Genomic DNA, 15,719 nt, shown 5'->3' on the forward strand with positions numbered 1-15,719 from the left:
ATCCATTGACGTGGCCGCGACAGCGCCAGAAGCTGGGCGCCTCCCCCACTCCCACCGGAGGCACAACGTGACACGTCTTCGTGCATGTCTGGCCGCGGCGGCCGCCGTGACGACCGCCGCCGCGGGCACGACCGCGCTGGTCGCGACCAACGCCCAGGGCGCCACCGACGCGGCCACCGCGCTGAGCAACCGCTGGTACGCCGCGGCCCCCTATCTGATGCCGACGGACAACAACCCGCCGGACGCGGGCGCCATCATGGACGCGACGGGCCTCAAGGCCTTCCAGCTCGCCTTCGTCCTCGCCCCCAACGGCGGCGGCTGCTCCCCCACCTGGGGCGGCACCTCACCGGTCTCCTCGGACACCGCCGTCCAGTCGGTGATCAACACGATCCGCGCCAAGGGCGGCGACGTCTCCGTCTCCATCGGCGGCTACGGCGGCACGAAGCTCGGCCAGGTCTGCTCCGACCCGGCCTCGACGGCGGCGGCGTACCAGCAGGTGATCACCAAGTACGGCCTGCACGCGATCGACTTCGACCTGGAGGAGCCGGAGTACGAGAACACCGCGGCCATCCACAACGAGATCGGCGCGGCCAAGATCCTCCAGCAGAACAACGCGGGCCTGTACGTCTCCGTCACCACGGCCGGCACGGCGGACGGCACGGGCTGGTTCGGCAAGCAGATGCTGCTGGAGGCGAAGTCGCAGGGCTTCACGCCGAACAACTTCTCCATCATGCCGTTCGACGGCGGCTTCAACGGCGCGGCCTCGCAGACCAGCGCGCTCACCAACTTCAACTCCATCCTGCAGTCCACGTTCGGCTGGAGCCAGGCGACCGCGTACGCCCACGAGGGCTTCTCGGGGATGAACGGCCGCAGCGACACCGGCGAGTACTTCACCCAGGCGGACTTCCAGACCGTCCTGAACTACGCCACCAGCCACAACATGGACCGCTTCACGTTCTGGTCCCTCAACCGCGACCGTCAGTGCAGTCCGGTCGACAACGGCGGTACGACGTCCGGGACTTGCTCCAGCGTGGCACAGAACGCGTGGGACTTCGCCAAGTACTCGGTGCAGTTCGCGGGCGTGACCCCGCCGACCTCGACGCCCACGCCGACCCCGACCCCGACGCCCACCCCCGGCACGTGCAAGACGGCGTGGAGTTCCACGGCCGTCTACACGCAGGGCAACGAGGTGTCGTACGGCAACCACAACTGGGTGGCCAAGTGGTGGACCCAGAACGAGGTGCCCGGTGCCTCCCAGTGGGGCCCGTGGCAGGACGAGGGCTCCTGCTGATCCGGCGGGATCAGTAGGACATGGGCTGCGACGTCAAGTAGGCCTTGAGAAAGGCGTACTTGACGTCGCTGTCCGCTGCCGGGAGCGGGGCGAAGCGGTCGCCGAGTTCCATCGTCTGCGGGCTGCCGGCGTCCAGGGCCGGCCAGGTGGTGAGGCTGCCGCCGTTGGGGTCTCCGGTGGCCGCGAAGTTCGCCACGTACGAGGCGGTGGTGTCGGCGATGTCGTAGTCGCGCCCCGCCCACGGCCGGTCGGTGTTGTAGAGGAAACCGAGCAGGTAGTAGACGTCGGACCCGTCGAAGGCGCCCGAACTGCCGCTCCCGACCACGGGGTTGGTGGCATCGTGGCCCGGCGGGACCCGGGTCCAGAAGTAGGTGTGGACCGGGCCGCGATTGCCCGCGGTGTCCTCGAACTGTCCGCCCCACAGGAAGGTCGAGACACGCTCCTCGTCCCGCGCGTAGGAGTTGTACTGCGTGGTCGCCTCGGCGTCGGTGGTCGCCGGGTACAGGCCGAGGAACGTGTCCGTGAGGCCGACAGGCCCGAACTGACTCTCGGCGTAGGCCTGGTACTCGGCCGGCGTGAGTGAAGCACTGCTCCCGTCACGGCAGTTGCCGGTGAGGACGGGTACGTCGGTCTCCCTGCCCGCCTCCATGGCGGCGGTGTACGTGCTCGGCAGGACGTAGCCGTCGAGCACGTCGCCGAATCCGGTGGCGTCGGCCGGTGCGTCGGCTGCGTAGGTCCGCGCCACGATCTCGTCGGCCGAAAGTGCGCGAAGGTCGGTGAGGGCCGAGCAGCCCAAGTAGTCCGCGAAGGCGGTGCCGTTGGTCTCGGCGTCCGCCAACGTACGGTAGCCGTACGGCGGTCGGCCGAGTGCGGGGTCCTTCGTGTAGTGCGCGCCGGACGGCAGCAGGGCCCGGTGGAACAGGCCTCGGGCCGCCTGCGAGGCCATCAGGACGTTGACGAGGTTCCCGCCGTTCTGCCAGCCGCCGAGCGTCACTCGGTCCGGGTCGCCGCCGAACGCGGCGATGTTGCGGGACACCCACTCCAGGGCCGCTACGGCGTCCAGGGCGCCCCAGTTGCCGGAGGCGGCGTGCCCGGACTCGGCGCTCAGGTCGGGGTGGGCGAGGTCGGCGAAGGGGCCGACGCGGTGGTTGACGCTGACGAAGACGACGCCCTTGTTCGCCAGCAGGGAGCCGTTGTAGATCTCCTGTCCGGTCCAGATCGCGGTGTCATGGCCGCCGGGGAGCCAGACGAGGACCGGTCTGCTGTCGCCCGAAGTGGCCGCGCCCGTCCAGATGTTGAGGTTGAGGCAGTCCTCGCTCAGGGACGGCACCTGGTCGCTCGGGATGCCCGAGACGGGCTGCGGGCAGGCGGGACCCCAGGCGTTCGCCTTGCGGATCCCGTCCCAGGACGGCGCGGACCGGGGCGGGCGCCAGCGGTTGGCACCGGCGGTGGTGTCCGCGTACGGGATGCCCTTGTAAGCGACGATGTCTTTCAACCCGCCCTGGATACCGGTGACTTGGCCGGACTCCGTGGTCACAGGGTCGTCGGCGCTCCGGCTGGTACGTCGGTCGGCGGCCGACGCGACACCGGAGTCGACGCCGGTCGCCAGCACAGCGGCGGCGGTACCGGCGAGAAAGCCACGGCGGTTGAGGTCTCGCGAGCGCACGGGAGCTCCCTGTCGAGTGGGGGGACGGGCGAGTCGCACCATGCTCGGGCGACCGCCGGGGCGCGGCAAGCGGAACGCCCGGACTCACAGACTCGACAGTTTCGACAGCCGTTCGACAGTTCAACTCGCTTGCTATCGAAGGATGTTGACCGCCCGCGCGACGACCAGGACCACGATCGACACGGAGACCGAGGACTGGCCCATCATCAGCATCTTCGCCCAGCGGGAGAGCGGCATCACGTCGGTCGGGCTGAAGGCCGTGGAGTTGGTGAAGGACAGGTACAGGTAGTCCAGGAACACCGGTTCCCAGTCCGGCGGCGCGGTCTCCGGGCTCTGCATCTGGACGAAGAGGAAGTCGGCGTACTGGTGGTGCCCCATGACCCGCGCCATCGGCCCGCCGCGGTCCCACTCCCAGTACCAGAGGGCGAACACGATGACGTTCGTCAGCCAGATGGCACCGCCGGTCAGCAGCAACGGCCCGGCGTCCAGGCCCTCGGTGCCCCTGACCAGACCCACCACCAGCCGGACCGCCGACCAGCTGTTGGCCAGGCTGATCACGCCCGTCAGAACCAGGCTCGGCCAGCGCAACCACCGGGTACCGGGCTCGATCCGCCGGGGATTGGCGACGAACAGGCCGACCATCAGCGCGAGTTCGAGGGCCGGCAGCAGCCAGTACGGCTGGAAGGCGAGCCGGTGCGGCAGCGCCATCTGCAGGGCGAACGCCACCAGGATCACGGCGGACACCGCCCACCGTGTCTCGCCGCGCGTCACCCTGCGCCACGCGGGCACCACATCGCGCCCGCCGTCCTCCAGCAGCCGCTCGATCCTTGCCAAGCGACTGCTGGAGTCGTCCCTACCGTCCGTACCGTCCGTCATGGCAGCGATTGTCCCCGGTCAACGGTAGATCGGATGACGCGCCCCACCCTTGACACCCCCGGGTGTTCCGGCCGGTCGCGGTTGGCCGGCACCGACCGACCCCGGCGGTTCGGCCCCGCAGCGGTTCCGCGAGTCGTCCGGGCGACCCCGCGACCGGTGCGGCCCGGGCAGGCACCACGTCGGTGTATCCGGCCGGTCCCGGTCAGCCCCGCAACGGCTCCGCCAGCCGCGCCAACAGCCCGGCGACCAGGGCGGTCTGCGCGGGCACGGTGTCCGGGTAGATGAACTCGCCCTGGGCCTGCGCCCCGTCGCCGACCGCCCCCATGCCGCACAGCACCGGAAGACCGAGCGCGGCGACGAAGTTGGCGTCACTCGCACCGCCGACGGCCGTGTCGCGCAGGGCGTCACGCCCCTGCTCGCGGGCGACCGTGCGGGCCAGGTCGAGCAGGGGTGCGGAGGCCGCGTCGAGGGTCATGGGGGGGCCGGTTCCAGGCATGGTCGATCTCGATGCGGACGCGCGGGTCGCTGACCTCGATGGCGTCCAACTCCTCGTCCACCCGGGCCTGTTCGGCTGCGCTGCCGACCCGGATGTCGACCCCGGCGGTGGCCTGTCCGGCGACGACGTTGATGGCCGAACCGCCCTTGATCAGCCCGGTGTTGATCGTCGTGCCCTGGTCGGGCGCGGCGACCTTCGCGGCGGCGACCACGAACTCGGACAGCGCGGTGATCGCGCTCGCCCCGTCTTGCGGCGCGAGCCCCGCATGTGACGCGACACCGGTGGCGGTGACGTGGAAGATCCCGGTGCCCTTGCGGGCGGTCTTCACCGGCACGGCGACCGCGACTCCCCCGGCGAAGCCGCTGAGCGAGGCCGAGCGCGGGGTCGTGGCCCAGCTGCTCCGGGACGGGGGCGCGTCCGCCGCGAGCATCGCCCGCACCGCCGACCTGGCCACCTCCACCGCGCACCGCGTGGTCCGCCGGGTCCTGGACGAGGGCCGGGTCAGACCGCGGCTGGAGATCGTGTCCGAGTGGCTCGGCTTCCAGACCGCGTTCATTCTCCGGCTGCGGGTGGCGCCGGGCGCGACCCCCGAAGTGATGCGCCGCACCGACCAGTTGCCCCGGACCCGGCTCGCCGCGCACGTCGCCGGCGACATGTCCGTGCTCGCCACCGGTCTGGTCACCGACCGCGCCGCCCTCGCGCTCCTCGTCGACAACGAGCCGGCGAGGATCCCCGGTCTCCTCGGCGTCAGCGTCGCCGTGATGCTCGCCGAACCGCGCCGCTACTGGCTGGACCGCGACCTGACCACCGGCCTCGGCACGTTCCACGCACCCACCCTGCTGTGAGCAGGCGGCGGGCGCCCCGGCACCGGGGTACCGGGGCGCCCGCCACCCTCGACTCACAAGCCCCGTAGGGTCATCCGGTGCCGAAGGCCCCCGTGCTGTAGGCGCACTCCGTGTAGATGTAGCCCGACCTGAGCTTCGCCGTGTCCGAGGCCGGCGTCGCGGTCGAACTGTCGGGACGGTGCACGAAGTACGTCGTGCCGGTGGGCAGACTGATCGTCTTCTGCGGGTAGTTCTTGCCGGAGCTGCACGGCTTGAACCCCCTCAGCAGGGTGGTGGTCAGGGAGTACGACGTGCAGCTCCCGCAGCCCTTGAGCGTGAAGCTGCCGGTCACCGGCCCGGTGTACAGGACGGTGATGTCGTCCGGGCTGTCGTTCTTGACGGTGACGGAGATGCTGCCGCCGGACGCGGTCGTCGGGAGCTTCTTGCCCGCGGCCGGGACCGTCCGCGCCACCTCGGCGGCGATCGCGATCTTCTTGGCCCGGGCCCGGTTCTTGTCGTGCGTGTTCTTCTTCACGAAGTCGTTCATCGTGGAGAGCGCCGAGTCGAAGTCGCCGTCCTTGTACTGGAAGACACCGCACTGATAGGCACCGGAGTCGGCGTGGCTGCTCGCCTGTCGGGCATCCGCGCTCAGCGCGTCGGACACATCCGCCCCACCGCCCTGAAGACTCCCGATCTGGGTGGAGAGACTCTCCAACCCACTGACGGCCGTGCACGGTTGACCACCCGTCACACCCTTCACCGCCTTGCTGACAGCCGACTTGACGGCTGGCTCGACCTGACCCGCCTGCGACGACTGCGGGAACGTGGCCAGCAGATCGCCGAAGTTCGTCGACCAGTCCGCGCGCTGGGCGGCAAGACCGGTGGAGCCGCACTCGTACAGAGAGGTGGCCAGCCGGTCGTCGGGCCAGGTGGTGAGCGTGCCCAGTTCCTTCTTGCCGATGGTGCCGGGGACGGTCCGCAGATACTTCAACTGGGGTATCGCGTCACAGTAGTTCTTCTGCGCGTAGGCGCCGGAGACCGTCGTGTAGAACGTCTTCAGCCGGTCGGGCACACGCTTGGCCGCCCGTGAACCGGAGTGGGCGGTGCTGAGATCGTCGTAGGCGACCAGCGCCTGCCGGTAGCGGGGTTCGGCCACCGAGAACGGCAACCTCCCCGAGTCCGCGACGAGTTGGTCGGCCTTCTCCAGCCGGTCGAGGAGCATCTGCTGGGTCGCCTCGTCGCGGGCGTTGTCGTAGAGGACGACTCCCCCGGCCGGTACGGCGAGCAGGACCAGGCCGAGGACGACCGCGATCGGTGTGGGCGAGGGCCAGGCGAGGCGGGTGCGCAGGCCGACGTACGCGCCGTGGACGGCGGCGAGTACGAGGAACACGACGTACAGGGTGACGACGGCGCCCGAGACGCCGTCCGGGTCGGCGGGCAGGGCCACCAGGAGCAGCACGATGGTCGCGACCAAGCACACGGCCATGAGCGGCCAGCGGCGCATCAGCGCGTAACCGAGCCCGAGACCGCTGAGGTTGAGGAGGCCGACCGCCACGGATCTGAGTCGATCCGGCGGGGCGGGGGGTGGGGACGACGGCATCGGTGGCACGGCGAACCCCTGGACAGACCCGTACTGATCCCCGGACATGATTCTCCCCCCGTTCAACAACGCCCCCGTTACCGTGACTTGTCAGTGTACGGTCGGGTTCACCGCCAGGACAGTGGGGTCCTCGTGGCCTCTCCGCCGCGCAGCACGCGGGACAGGCCCAGCGCTGCCGTCCGTACCGCCGGGGCGAGTTGGGCGGGCCGGAAGCGGGTGCGCGGTACGGCGACCGAGAGGGCCGCGACCGCGGTGTCGCCGGCGAACACCGGGGCCGCGATGCAGCTCACCCCCGACGCGGCCTCCTGCTCCTCGTAGGAGAGGCCGGAGACCTGGATCTTCTCCAGGGTCATGCGCAGCCGGGCCGGGTCGGTGATCGAGTACGGGGTGAGACTCGGCAGCGGACGGGACAGTACCTCCTCCGTCAACTCGGCGCCGGAGAAGGCGAGTAGGGCCTTGCCGACGGCCGTGCAGGTCAGTGGCAGGCTGCCGCCGATGCGGGAGGGGAGCCGCAGGGCCTCGTGGCCGTGGATCCGTTCGAGGTAGACCACCTCCATGCCCTCGCGTACGCCGAGGTGGATGGTCTCGCGGGTGGCCTCGAAGAGGTCCTGGAGGAAGGGCAGGGCCGTCTCGCGCAGATCGCGCCGGTGCGGCACGAGCGAGCCCAGCTCGAAGAGCTTCGCGCCGAGCAGATAGCGGGGGCCCGAGCGCTCCAGCCAGCCCAGCCGGACGAGGTCGGCGGCCAGCCGGTGGACGGTGGGCTTGGGCAGTCCGGTGTGCTCGGAAAGTTCCGACAGGCGGTACGGACCGCCGCTCGGACTGAAGCAGTCGAGGATGAGCGCGGCTTTCTCCAGCATGCTGCCGCTCGCGTTGTTCCGGGTCACGGAACAAACTTTGTCGCCTGGTGGGGATGCTGTCTATACCGGGAGCTGCACCCGCACCACTCCCCGGACCCACACCATCCCGGATCCGTACCGCTCCCCCGGAGGTAACCCGTGCCCACCGTGCCCGACGGCGCCCGTCCGGACGCCGTGTCCCCGGCCGTGGTCAAGGCCGCCGACCTGCTGGCGGAGGCCACCCGCACCGGGCTCGCCTGCCCGCCCGTGCGTGAGCTGCTCGACGGCGGCGACCTGGCGACCGCCTACGCCGTGCAGCGGCTGAACGTCCGACGCGGTGTGGACGCCGGCCGCCGCGTCGTCGGCCGCAAGATCGGCCTGACCTCCCCCGCCGTACAGCGCCAACTCGGCGTGGACCAGCCGGACTTCGGTGCGCTGTTCGCGGACATGGCGGTGCCCGACGGCGGCGAGGTGCCGCTGGGCCGGCTGCTCCGGCCGAAGGTGGAGGCGGAGGTCGCGCTGGTCCTCGGCCGTGACCTGCCGGAGCGCGAGTGCACGATCGTCGACGTGCTGCGCGCGGTGGACTTCGCGCTGCCCGCGCTGGAGATCGTCGACAGCCGGGTGCGGAACTGGGACATCTCCCTGGTCGACACCGTCGCCGACAACGCCTCCTGCGGTCTGTACGTCCTGGGCGCCACGCCCGTACCGCTGACCGCCGTCGACCTGCGCACGGTCACGATGACCATGACCCGGGGCGGCGGGACCGTCTCCGAGGGCACCGGCGCCGACTGCCTCGGCAGCCCCCTCACCGCCGCCGTCTGGCTCGCCTCGGCCCTCGCCGAGCGGGGCGACCCGCTGCGTGCGGGCGACCTCGTGCTGACCGGCGCCCTGGGTCCGATGACCCCGGCCGCGCCGGGCGACGCCTTCGAGGCCCACATCTCGGACCTGGGCTCGGTACGGGTCCGCTTCGCCGAGGAAGCCAAGGAAGGGGGCCGGCAGTGACCACGAAAGTCGCCGTCATCGGCTCCGGCAACATAGGCACCGACCTCCTGATCAAGGTCCTACGCCTCTCGGAGACCCTGGAGATCGCCGCGCTGGCCGGCATCGATCCGCACTCCGACGGCCTGGCCCGCGCCCGCCGCCTCAAGGTCGCCACGACCCACGAGGGCGTCGAAGGACTGGTCGCCCTGGACGAGTTCGCCGACGTCGACATCGTCTTCGACGCGACCTCGGCCGGTACCCACCGCCACCACGAGGAGGTCCTACGGCCCCTGGGCCGCACCCTCGTCGACCTCACCCCGGCCGCCCTCGGCCCGTACGTCGTCCCGCCGGTCAACGGCGACGCCCACCTCGACGCCCCGAACGTCAACATGGTCACGTGCGGCGGCCAGGCCACGATTCCGATCGTCGCCGCCGTGGGCGCGGTCTCGCCGGTCCACTACGGCGAGATCGTCGCGTCCATCGCCTCCCGCTCGGCCGGACCCGGCACCCGCGCGAACATCGACGAGTTCACCGAGACCACCTCCCAGGCCGTCGAGGTGGTCGGCGGCGCCGCACGCGGCAAGGCGATCATCGTCCTCAACCCGGCCGAACCCCCGCTGATCATGCGGGACACCGTGCACTGCCTGGTCTCCGACTGCGCCACCGAGGCGGTCACCGCGTCCGTCGAGGAGATGGTCGGCCGCGTCCAGGCGTACGTGCCCGGCTACCGCCTCAAGCAGAAGGCGCAGTACGACAAGGTGGGCGCCGACGACCCGCTGCGCACCCTCGCGCCGGGCGCGGGCGAACTGCTGAAGGTGTCGGTGTTCTTGGAGGTCGAGGGCGCCGCCCACTACCTCCCCGCCTACGCCGGGAACCTCGACATCATGACCTCGGCCGCGCTGCGCACCGCGGAACGCATGGCCGGCCGCGCCCGCAAGGAGGCGGCCACGTGACCCCGTCCCTCTACGTCCAGGACGTCACACTGCGGGACGGCATGCACGCCGTACGGCACCGCTACACCGTCGACCAGGCCCGCGCGATCGCCGGCGCCCTGGACGCGGCCGGGGTGGCGGCGATCGAGATCGCGCACGGCGACGGGCTGTCGGGCTCCAGCATCAACTACGGCGTCGGCGCGCACACCGACTGGGAGTGGATCGAGGCCGTCACCGGCGCCGTACAACAGTCCGTCCCCACCACCCTGTTGCTGCCCGGCATCGGAACCGTCCACGACCTCAAGCAGGCCCACGCCCTGGGCATCCGCTCGGTGCGGGTCGCCACGCACTGCGCCGAGGCCGACATCTCCGCCCAGCACATCGCCGCCGCGCGGGAGTTGGGCATGGACGTGGCCGGGTTCCTGATGATGTCCCACCTGGCCGAGCCCGCCGAACTCGCCCGCCAGGCCGAGCTGATGGAGTCCTACGGCGCGCACTGCGTGTACGTCACCGACTCCGGGGGCCGGTTGACGATGGACGGGGTCCGGGACCGCTTCCGCGCGTACCGCGAAGTCCTCTCCCCGGAGACCGAGTTGGGGATCCACGCGCACCACAACCTCGCGCTCGGCGTGGCCAACACGGTCGTCGCGGTGGAGGGCGGCGCGATCCGCGTCGACGCCTCCCTCGCGGGCCAGGGCGCCGGTGCGGGCAACTGTCCGCTGGAGGCGTTCGTCGCGGTCGCCGACCTGATGGGCTGGAAGCACGGCTGCGACCTGTTCCCCCTCATGGACGCGGCCGACGATCTCGTACGACCGCTGCAGGACCGCGAGGTACGGGTGGACCGCGAGACCCTCAGCCTCGGCTACGCGGGCGTGTACTCCAGCTTCCTGCGCCACGCCGAGACAGCCGCCGCGCGCTACGGCCTCGACACGCGGAGCATCCTGGTCGAGGCCGGGCGGCGGGCGATGGTCGGCGGCCAGGAGGACATGATCACCGACATCGCGCTGGACCTCGTCGCGCGTGCGGAGGGCTGACCCGGGTCAGGGGGTCGTGTCCATGCGCTGGGTGCCGATGACCGACAGCAGCCGCAGGGCTCCCTCGGACGGTGAACCGGGAGTGGCCGTGTAGATCACGACCCGCTGGTCCCGGTCGGAGATGTCGAGGACGTCGCAGTTGACGGTGACCGGGCCGACCGACGGGTGCTGGAAGGTCTTACGGAAGGTGGGCGCGGCGGCCACGTCGTGGGAGTCCCACAGCTCGGTGAACTCCTCGCTCCCGGCGAGGAGTTCGTCCACCAGCTCGGTCAGCTCGGGGTCGTCGGGATAGCGGGCGGCGGCGGCGCGCAGGTCCTGGGCCGCGCGGCGCGCGAACTCGTCCGCGTCCGAGACCCCGTACAGCCGTCGCCCCTCCGGGTGCGGGCCGAGGAAGACCCGGCGCAGGAGGTTGCGGTCGCGGCGCGGCACGGCGGAGAAGTCCTCCATGAGGGCGGCGGCCAGGTCGTTCCAGGCGATCACCTCGTGCGTCGCCGAGACCACGATCGCGGCGGCCTGCGGCAGCCGGTGCAGCAGGTCGAGGATGCTCTGCCGGACCTCGCGCGAGGGACCGGGCGGCGGGCCCGGCGGTACGCCCGCGAGGTGGTGGAGGTGGTCGCGCTCGGCGTCCGTCAGGCGCAGGGCGCGGGCGAGTCCGGCGAGCACCTCGCGCGACGGATGCGGACCGCGCGCCTGCTCCAGCCGTGTGTAGTACTCGGTCGAGATGAACGCCAGCTGGGCCGCCTCCTCTCGGCGCAGTCCCGGGGTGCGGCGGCGCGGTCCCGTGGGCAGCCCCACCTCGGCGGGGGTGATCCGCTCACGCCTGCTGCGCAGGAAGTCGGCCAGTTCTCGTCGGTCCACTCCCCCAGTGTGTACGCGCGTCGGCGGGTCCAGCCAGGTACTGCCGGTGCCTGGATCGGCCCCGCGGACCGGCGCAGGCTCGCTGCCATGACCAACACACCCACTTCCCCCTCCCTCGGCCTGCTGTCCGGCAAGGTCGCCTTCGTCACCGGCGCGGGACGCGGCATCGGCGCGGCGGCGGCACGGCTGTTCGCCCGAGAGGGCGCCCAGGTACTGCTCGCGGCCCGCACGGAGGCCCAGCTGAAGACGGTCACCGAAGATATCCGGGAGTCAGGCGGCGCCGCGGACTACGTGGTGTGCGACCTGGCCGACGCGAGCAGCGTGCGCGCGGCCGTCGACCGGACCGTGGACCTGTACGGCCGGCTCGACGTGGCCTTCAACAACGGCGCCACGATCCAACGCCCGGGCCCGATGGACGAGTTGCCGGAGAGCGACTTCGACCACGTCTACGACGTCAACCTCAAGGGCGTCTGGCTCGCCATGGTCGCCCAGGTCGCCGCGATCCGGGCCACCGCGGGAACCGGCGCCATCGTCAACAACTCCTCCGTCGGCAGCCTGATGGGCAACCCCGAACTGCCCGCCTACGGCGCGATGAAGCGGGCGGTCAACAGCCTCACCGAGTCGGCCGCCGTCACCTACGGTCCGGAGGGCATCCGCGTCAACGCCATCGCCCCCGGCAACACCCTCACCGAGATGATCCGTACCTGGGAAGCGGACTCCCCCGGTCTCCAGGACCGCCTCACGGCGCACACCCCGCTGCGCCGCGCGGCCGACCCCGACGAGATCGCCCAGGCGGCGGCCTGGCTGCTCAGCGACCGCGCCTCCTTCGTGACCGGCACGGTCCTGCGGGTCGACGGCGGCGCACGGGCCTGACCGTCGGATCGAGCGGCTGGGCGGTCCGCTGGACGGCCGGGGTTCAGGCAGCCGGTTCGGCAGCGGGTTCACCAGTAGGTTCCCGGCGGTTGTGGCGGCGGATGATCAGCCACGTTATCCAGCCGACGCCGATGATGAACCCGAAGCTGATGATCCGGTAGAGCACGACCGTGGCGATCGCGGTACTGGTCGCGACCCCGCCCGTGACCAGCCCGAGGATCAGCGCGCTGTCGATGAGCCCGAGGCCGCCCGGGATGATCGTGAGGGTCCCGGCGGCCATGCCCGCGCAGAAGGCGAGCAGCAGTTGGGCGCTGCTGATCTGCGTGTCGCTGATGGCGTGGAAGCACAGCCACAGGCAGCCCGCGTCGAGCAGCCAGTTGAGTACGGCGAAGACGGCGGCGGCGACCGCGTGCCGGGGTTCGAGCCGGGCGGTGCGGAGCTGCTCGACGAACCCGCGGACGCGGTCGAGACCCTGGGTCTCGGGAACGTGCCGCAGCCGGTTGACCTTGGCCAGCGCGGCACGGGTGGCCGGTTCGACCTTCTCGGGGTGGCGGGTGATGCGCCGGATGCCGACGGTGAGCAGCAGCACGGCCAGGCCGAGAGTGACGAGGCTGTGCCACTGCAGGCTCCCGTCGGAGGCGATCGCGGAGATCGCCGTGACGACGGCCAGGGCCGCCGCGGAGAGCAGGCCGGACAGCGCGATGCACCAGGAGGCGACCGCGGGCGTGGCTCCGAAGCGCCGCATCTGCTGGTAGTTGAAGTGGGTGGAGAAGGCCGGCCCGCCGGGCAGGGTGACGCTCAGCGAGTGGGCCGCGTAGGCGAGGGCGACGTGCCGTTGGATCGGCACGATCACCCCGGCCGAGCGCAGCAGCCTGCGTTGCATGCGCGCGTAGCAGCCCATGGCGGCCACCTCGGCCACGAGCGCGACGGCGAACCAGTTCAGCCGGGGTGCGCGCAGCTGTGACAGCGCGGAGGCCAACGACGGCCAGCCCAGGACGAGTTCGGTGGTGAACAGCGCGAGCAGGACCGTGATCACCACCGGCCGCAGCCAGCGTCGGGTGCGATGCGGGGCCGTGTCGGCCGGTTCGGTGGCGGTGGTGTCCGGAGCGTGCACAGGCAGGACCGTCGATTTCGTGAAGTGAGCTTCAGCCGTCGGCGATGCCGGCACCGCTCAATGCGGGGACGGCGTCCTCCGAGCGGACGAGGGAGCGGGCGCCGAGGCGGAACTGTTCCAGTTTATCCATGATGGTCCGACCGACGGGCGTGTGCCCCCAGATGCTGATGCCCTGGTGGGTGCCGGGCTCCCAGGTCGCCTCGTCGACGACGACGGGATTCCAGCCGACCTCCCACTCGAAGCCCGAGGGGGTTCGGGCGTAGTACGACAGCTCCCTGTCGTTGGTGTGCTGCCCGACGGACAGCGCCATGTCGAAGCCGAGTTCGCACACGCGCCGATAACTCCGCGCGAGGTCGTCGAGCCCGGCCGCCTGGATGTTGAGGTGCTGGACCCGGGTGCGGACCGGGTCGACGGGCAGCCCGCGCACACCGGCGATCGCGACGGAATGGTGCCGCTCGTTGACCCGCAGGAACCGGATCTTGATCTTGACGCCGCTGATGGTCTCGTCGATGTAGTCGGTCAGCCGCGCGTCGAAGACGGTGTGGAAGTACCCCCGCACCTGGGTAGGCCTGGCGGACGTGATCGCGACATGCCCCATCCCGGCGTCGCCGGTGACGAACCCGGACGCCAGCATGCGCAACGGCTCAGCGGACCGCACGGGAGTGGTGTAGATCTCCTGCGCGATGCCCTTGGGCCCGGGAAACCGCACGAGCCGCTCGACTCCGCGCAACGCCGCCTCCTCGGCGGTGCCCGCGACGACCGGAACGCCATGAGCACGCACCCGGGCCTCGATCCGCTCGAAGGCGGCATGGTCGTCGACATGCCACCCCGTCGCTACGACGTCCTCGGCCGGCCCGCGCCGCACCAGGAACCGGCACTCCTGCTCGTCGAGACGGAACCGCATCAGCCCGGTGTCGAGGGCGTCATGGTGCATCCCGATGGCGTCGGTACCGAAGCGGCGCCAGTCGGCGAGGCGCTCGGTCTCGATGACGAGGTAGCCGAGGTGGACCGAGCCGAAGACGGAGGCGGTGTCGGGTGCGCCGGATGTCCTCATCGCCGCCCCGCCAGGAAGTCGGCGCACACCTGGTTGAACAACTCGGCACGCTCCCACTGCACCCAGTGCCCTGTGTTGGCCACCTGGTAGAGGTCGCAGTTGGGCATCCTGTCGGCCAACAGGGCGCCGCCGGACGGCCTGTTGACCTTGTCCGCCGCACCCCACAGCACCAGCGTCGGCACCGGCAGTCGGGACAGCCGCCGATCGCGGGTGAAGTCCATCTTCCAGAGCGTGCGCAGGGCGGCGCACCCGGACGGCCGCCGCAACGGCGGTGCGGCCACCACCTCGGGGTCGACGCTGGCCGCGTAGCGCGCGTCGATGAGGGCGTCCGGCACCTCGGCCGCGTTGAAGACGAGGTAGGTGCGGACGAACTTCTCCAGCTTCAGCCGCGAAGGCCCGTCCCCGGAGTAGTAGTCGAGCAGGCTGTTGAGCCCGGGGGTGGGCAGGGCCCGGGTGGTGCCGATACCGCCGGGCCCCATCAGCACCATGCGGTCGACCCGCTCGGGTGTGTCCAGCGCCAGCCGCAGCGCGCAGGCACCGCCGTAGGAGTTGCCGACCAAGTGAGCCTTGTCCAGACCGAGTTGATCCATCAGCCCACGGATGCCGTCGGCCAGGTACCCGAAGGGGTCGGCACCGTCGATGCCCTTGGTGCTGCGACCGTAGCCGGGCAGGTCGGGCACGACGACCCGGTACTCCTTGGCCAACTCCGCGATGTTGCGGGAGTAGTTGGAGACCCCGGAGGCACCGGGTCCGCCACCGTGGAGCAGCAGTACGGACGGCCCCTCCCCCGTCTCCGCCACGAAGATCTTCTTGCCGGCGATGTCGAGCAGTGACTCCCGCATCGGCGGAGGCGGTGCGATACGCATGGTCATGCTGGATTCCTCACTGCGTGGTCGAGGCGGTCGTGCACGGCGCCGGCGTGAATCCGGCCGGGGGCGGCGGGAGCGCGCCGTCCACGTCCGGCAACGGGACGCCGGCGAAGAGGCCGAAGCGGTCGGGGTGGTCCTCGGCCAGTTCCGCGCTGAATTCGTTGACGGTTCGGGTGATCGCTCGGGACTCCGTGTCGTCGCCGAAGTGCGTGCCCGGTGAACTGACCGAGGGGATGCCGGTGGCTTTGGACCGGCGGTCCATCATCGCGAGCGCGCTCTGGGCGTCCCAGGCCGGCGTGGGCCAGCCGCCGGCCGTCATCTCATGACGGTCCATCAACTTCCGGTAGGCGGGCGGGAGGAGGTGCTGGTGGACGTCGATGCGGTGCGGGGCGGGCATGTTCTCTCGCTTCCTCGT

At 71.2% G+C, this 15,719-nt stretch carries 14 protein-coding genes and 2 pseudogenes; 6 read left to right on the plus strand and 10 right to left on the minus strand.

Translation table 11 applies throughout. The features are described 5' to 3' along the window. The first annotated feature begins 67 nt into the window (after positions 1-67). A complete protein-coding gene (locus OG226_RS04555) occupies positions 68-1,291 on the plus strand; it encodes a chitinase (protein WP_328675296.1) in 1,224 nt (407 codons plus the stop codon). A gap of 10 nt (positions 1,292-1,301) precedes the next feature. Here OG226_RS04555 and OG226_RS04560 read toward each other — a convergent pair whose 3' ends face one another. The 3 genes and pseudogenes from OG226_RS04560 to OG226_RS04570 form a co-directional block, all read right to left on the minus strand. Continuing rightward, positions 1,302-2,957 (minus strand): carboxylesterase/lipase family protein, encoded by a 1,656-nt coding sequence (locus OG226_RS04560; RefSeq protein WP_328675297.1) that lies wholly within the window; start codon positions 2,955-2,957, stop codon positions 1,302-1,304. A gap of 132 nt (positions 2,958-3,089) precedes the next feature. Further along, entirely contained in the window at positions 3,090-3,833 is a 744-nt protein-coding gene (locus OG226_RS04565; protein WP_329347997.1) for a hypothetical protein, read from the minus strand. Between the two features lie 202 nt (positions 3,834-4,035). Then, positions 4,036-4,657 (minus strand): annotated as a pseudogene (locus OG226_RS04570) (M20/M25/M40 family metallo-hydrolase); the annotation flags it as partial. On the opposite strand from OG226_RS04570, the pseudogene OG226_RS04575 reads away from it, so the two are divergent. Then, positions 4,656-5,174: pseudogene (locus tag OG226_RS04575) on the plus strand (Lrp/AsnC family transcriptional regulator); the annotation flags it as partial. The pseudogenes OG226_RS04570 and OG226_RS04575 sit on opposite strands and share 2 nt — an antisense overlap. 70 nt (positions 5,175-5,244) lie before the next feature. Here the strand turns inward: OG226_RS04575 and OG226_RS04580 are convergent. Both OG226_RS04580 and OG226_RS04585 read right to left on the minus strand, forming a co-directional pair. After that, positions 5,245-6,753 (minus strand): hypothetical protein, encoded by a 1,509-nt coding sequence (locus OG226_RS04580; RefSeq protein ID WP_329353322.1) that lies wholly within the window; start codon positions 6,751-6,753, stop codon positions 5,245-5,247. A gap of 107 nt (positions 6,754-6,860) precedes the next feature. Continuing rightward, positions 6,861-7,610, minus strand: coding sequence for an IclR family transcriptional regulator (locus OG226_RS04585; RefSeq protein ID WP_328686224.1), 750 nt, complete (start codon positions 7,608-7,610; stop codon positions 6,861-6,863). A 138-nt stretch (positions 7,611-7,748) separates the two neighbouring features. On the opposite strand from OG226_RS04585, the gene mhpD reads away from it, so the two are divergent. From mhpD to dmpG, 3 genes are read left to right on the plus strand one after another with little or no spacing between them, the layout of a single operon-like run. After that, positions 7,749-8,591, plus strand: coding sequence for a 2-keto-4-pentenoate hydratase (gene mhpD / locus OG226_RS04590; RefSeq protein WP_329347998.1), 843 nt, complete (start codon positions 7,749-7,751; stop codon positions 8,589-8,591). Beyond that, positions 8,588-9,523 (plus strand): acetaldehyde dehydrogenase (acetylating), encoded by a 936-nt coding sequence (locus tag OG226_RS04595; RefSeq protein WP_329347999.1) that lies wholly within the window; start codon positions 8,588-8,590, stop codon positions 9,521-9,523. The genes mhpD and OG226_RS04595 overlap by 4 nt, the downstream gene beginning before the upstream one ends. Continuing rightward, complete coding sequence (gene dmpG / locus OG226_RS04600; RefSeq protein ID WP_329348000.1) at positions 9,520-10,536, plus strand: 4-hydroxy-2-oxovalerate aldolase; 1,017 nt, start codon at positions 9,520-9,522, stop codon at positions 10,534-10,536. The genes OG226_RS04595 and dmpG overlap by 4 nt, the downstream gene beginning before the upstream one ends. Before the next feature lie 6 nt (positions 10,537-10,542). Here the strand turns inward: dmpG and OG226_RS04605 are convergent, their stop codons facing one another. After that, positions 10,543-11,394, minus strand: a complete 852-nt coding sequence (locus OG226_RS04605) for a helix-turn-helix transcriptional regulator (protein ID WP_329348001.1) — start codon at positions 11,392-11,394, stop codon at positions 10,543-10,545. An 87-nt stretch (positions 11,395-11,481) separates the two neighbouring features. On the opposite strand from OG226_RS04605, the gene OG226_RS04610 reads away from it, so the two are divergent. Then, positions 11,482-12,267: an SDR family NAD(P)-dependent oxidoreductase gene (locus OG226_RS04610; protein WP_329348002.1), complete on the plus strand. Its 786-nt coding sequence runs from the start codon at positions 11,482-11,484 to the stop codon at positions 12,265-12,267. A 43-nt stretch (positions 12,268-12,310) separates the two neighbouring features. On the opposite strand, the gene OG226_RS04615 is transcribed toward OG226_RS04610, so the two are convergent. From OG226_RS04615 to OG226_RS04630, 4 genes are read right to left on the minus strand one after another with little or no spacing between them, the layout of a single operon-like run. Beyond that, positions 12,311-13,381 carry a lysylphosphatidylglycerol synthase transmembrane domain-containing protein gene (locus OG226_RS04615; protein WP_328675304.1) on the minus strand — a complete coding sequence of 357 codons (1,071 nt, stop codon included), beginning with the start codon at positions 13,379-13,381 and terminating at the stop codon, positions 12,311-12,313. Positions 13,382-13,412: 31 nt separating this feature from the next. Continuing rightward, a complete protein-coding gene (locus OG226_RS04620; protein ID WP_329348003.1) occupies positions 13,413-14,435 on the minus strand; it encodes a VOC family protein in 1,023 nt (340 codons plus the stop codon). Continuing rightward, positions 14,432-15,301 carry an alpha/beta fold hydrolase gene (locus OG226_RS04625; protein ID WP_443066983.1) on the minus strand — a complete coding sequence of 290 codons (870 nt, stop codon included), beginning with the start codon at positions 15,299-15,301 and terminating at the stop codon, positions 14,432-14,434. Before OG226_RS04625 ends, OG226_RS04620 begins: the two co-directional genes overlap by 4 nt. 16 nt (positions 15,302-15,317) lie before the next feature. Then, a complete protein-coding gene (locus OG226_RS04630) occupies positions 15,318-15,701 on the minus strand; it encodes a hypothetical protein (protein ID WP_329348004.1) in 384 nt (127 codons plus the stop codon). Positions 15,702-15,719 lie beyond the last annotated feature (18 nt).

The sequence above is a fragment of the Streptomyces sp. NBC_01261 genome (assembly GCF_036226385.1).
Taxonomy (GTDB): domain Bacteria; phylum Actinomycetota; class Actinomycetes; order Streptomycetales; family Streptomycetaceae; genus Streptomyces.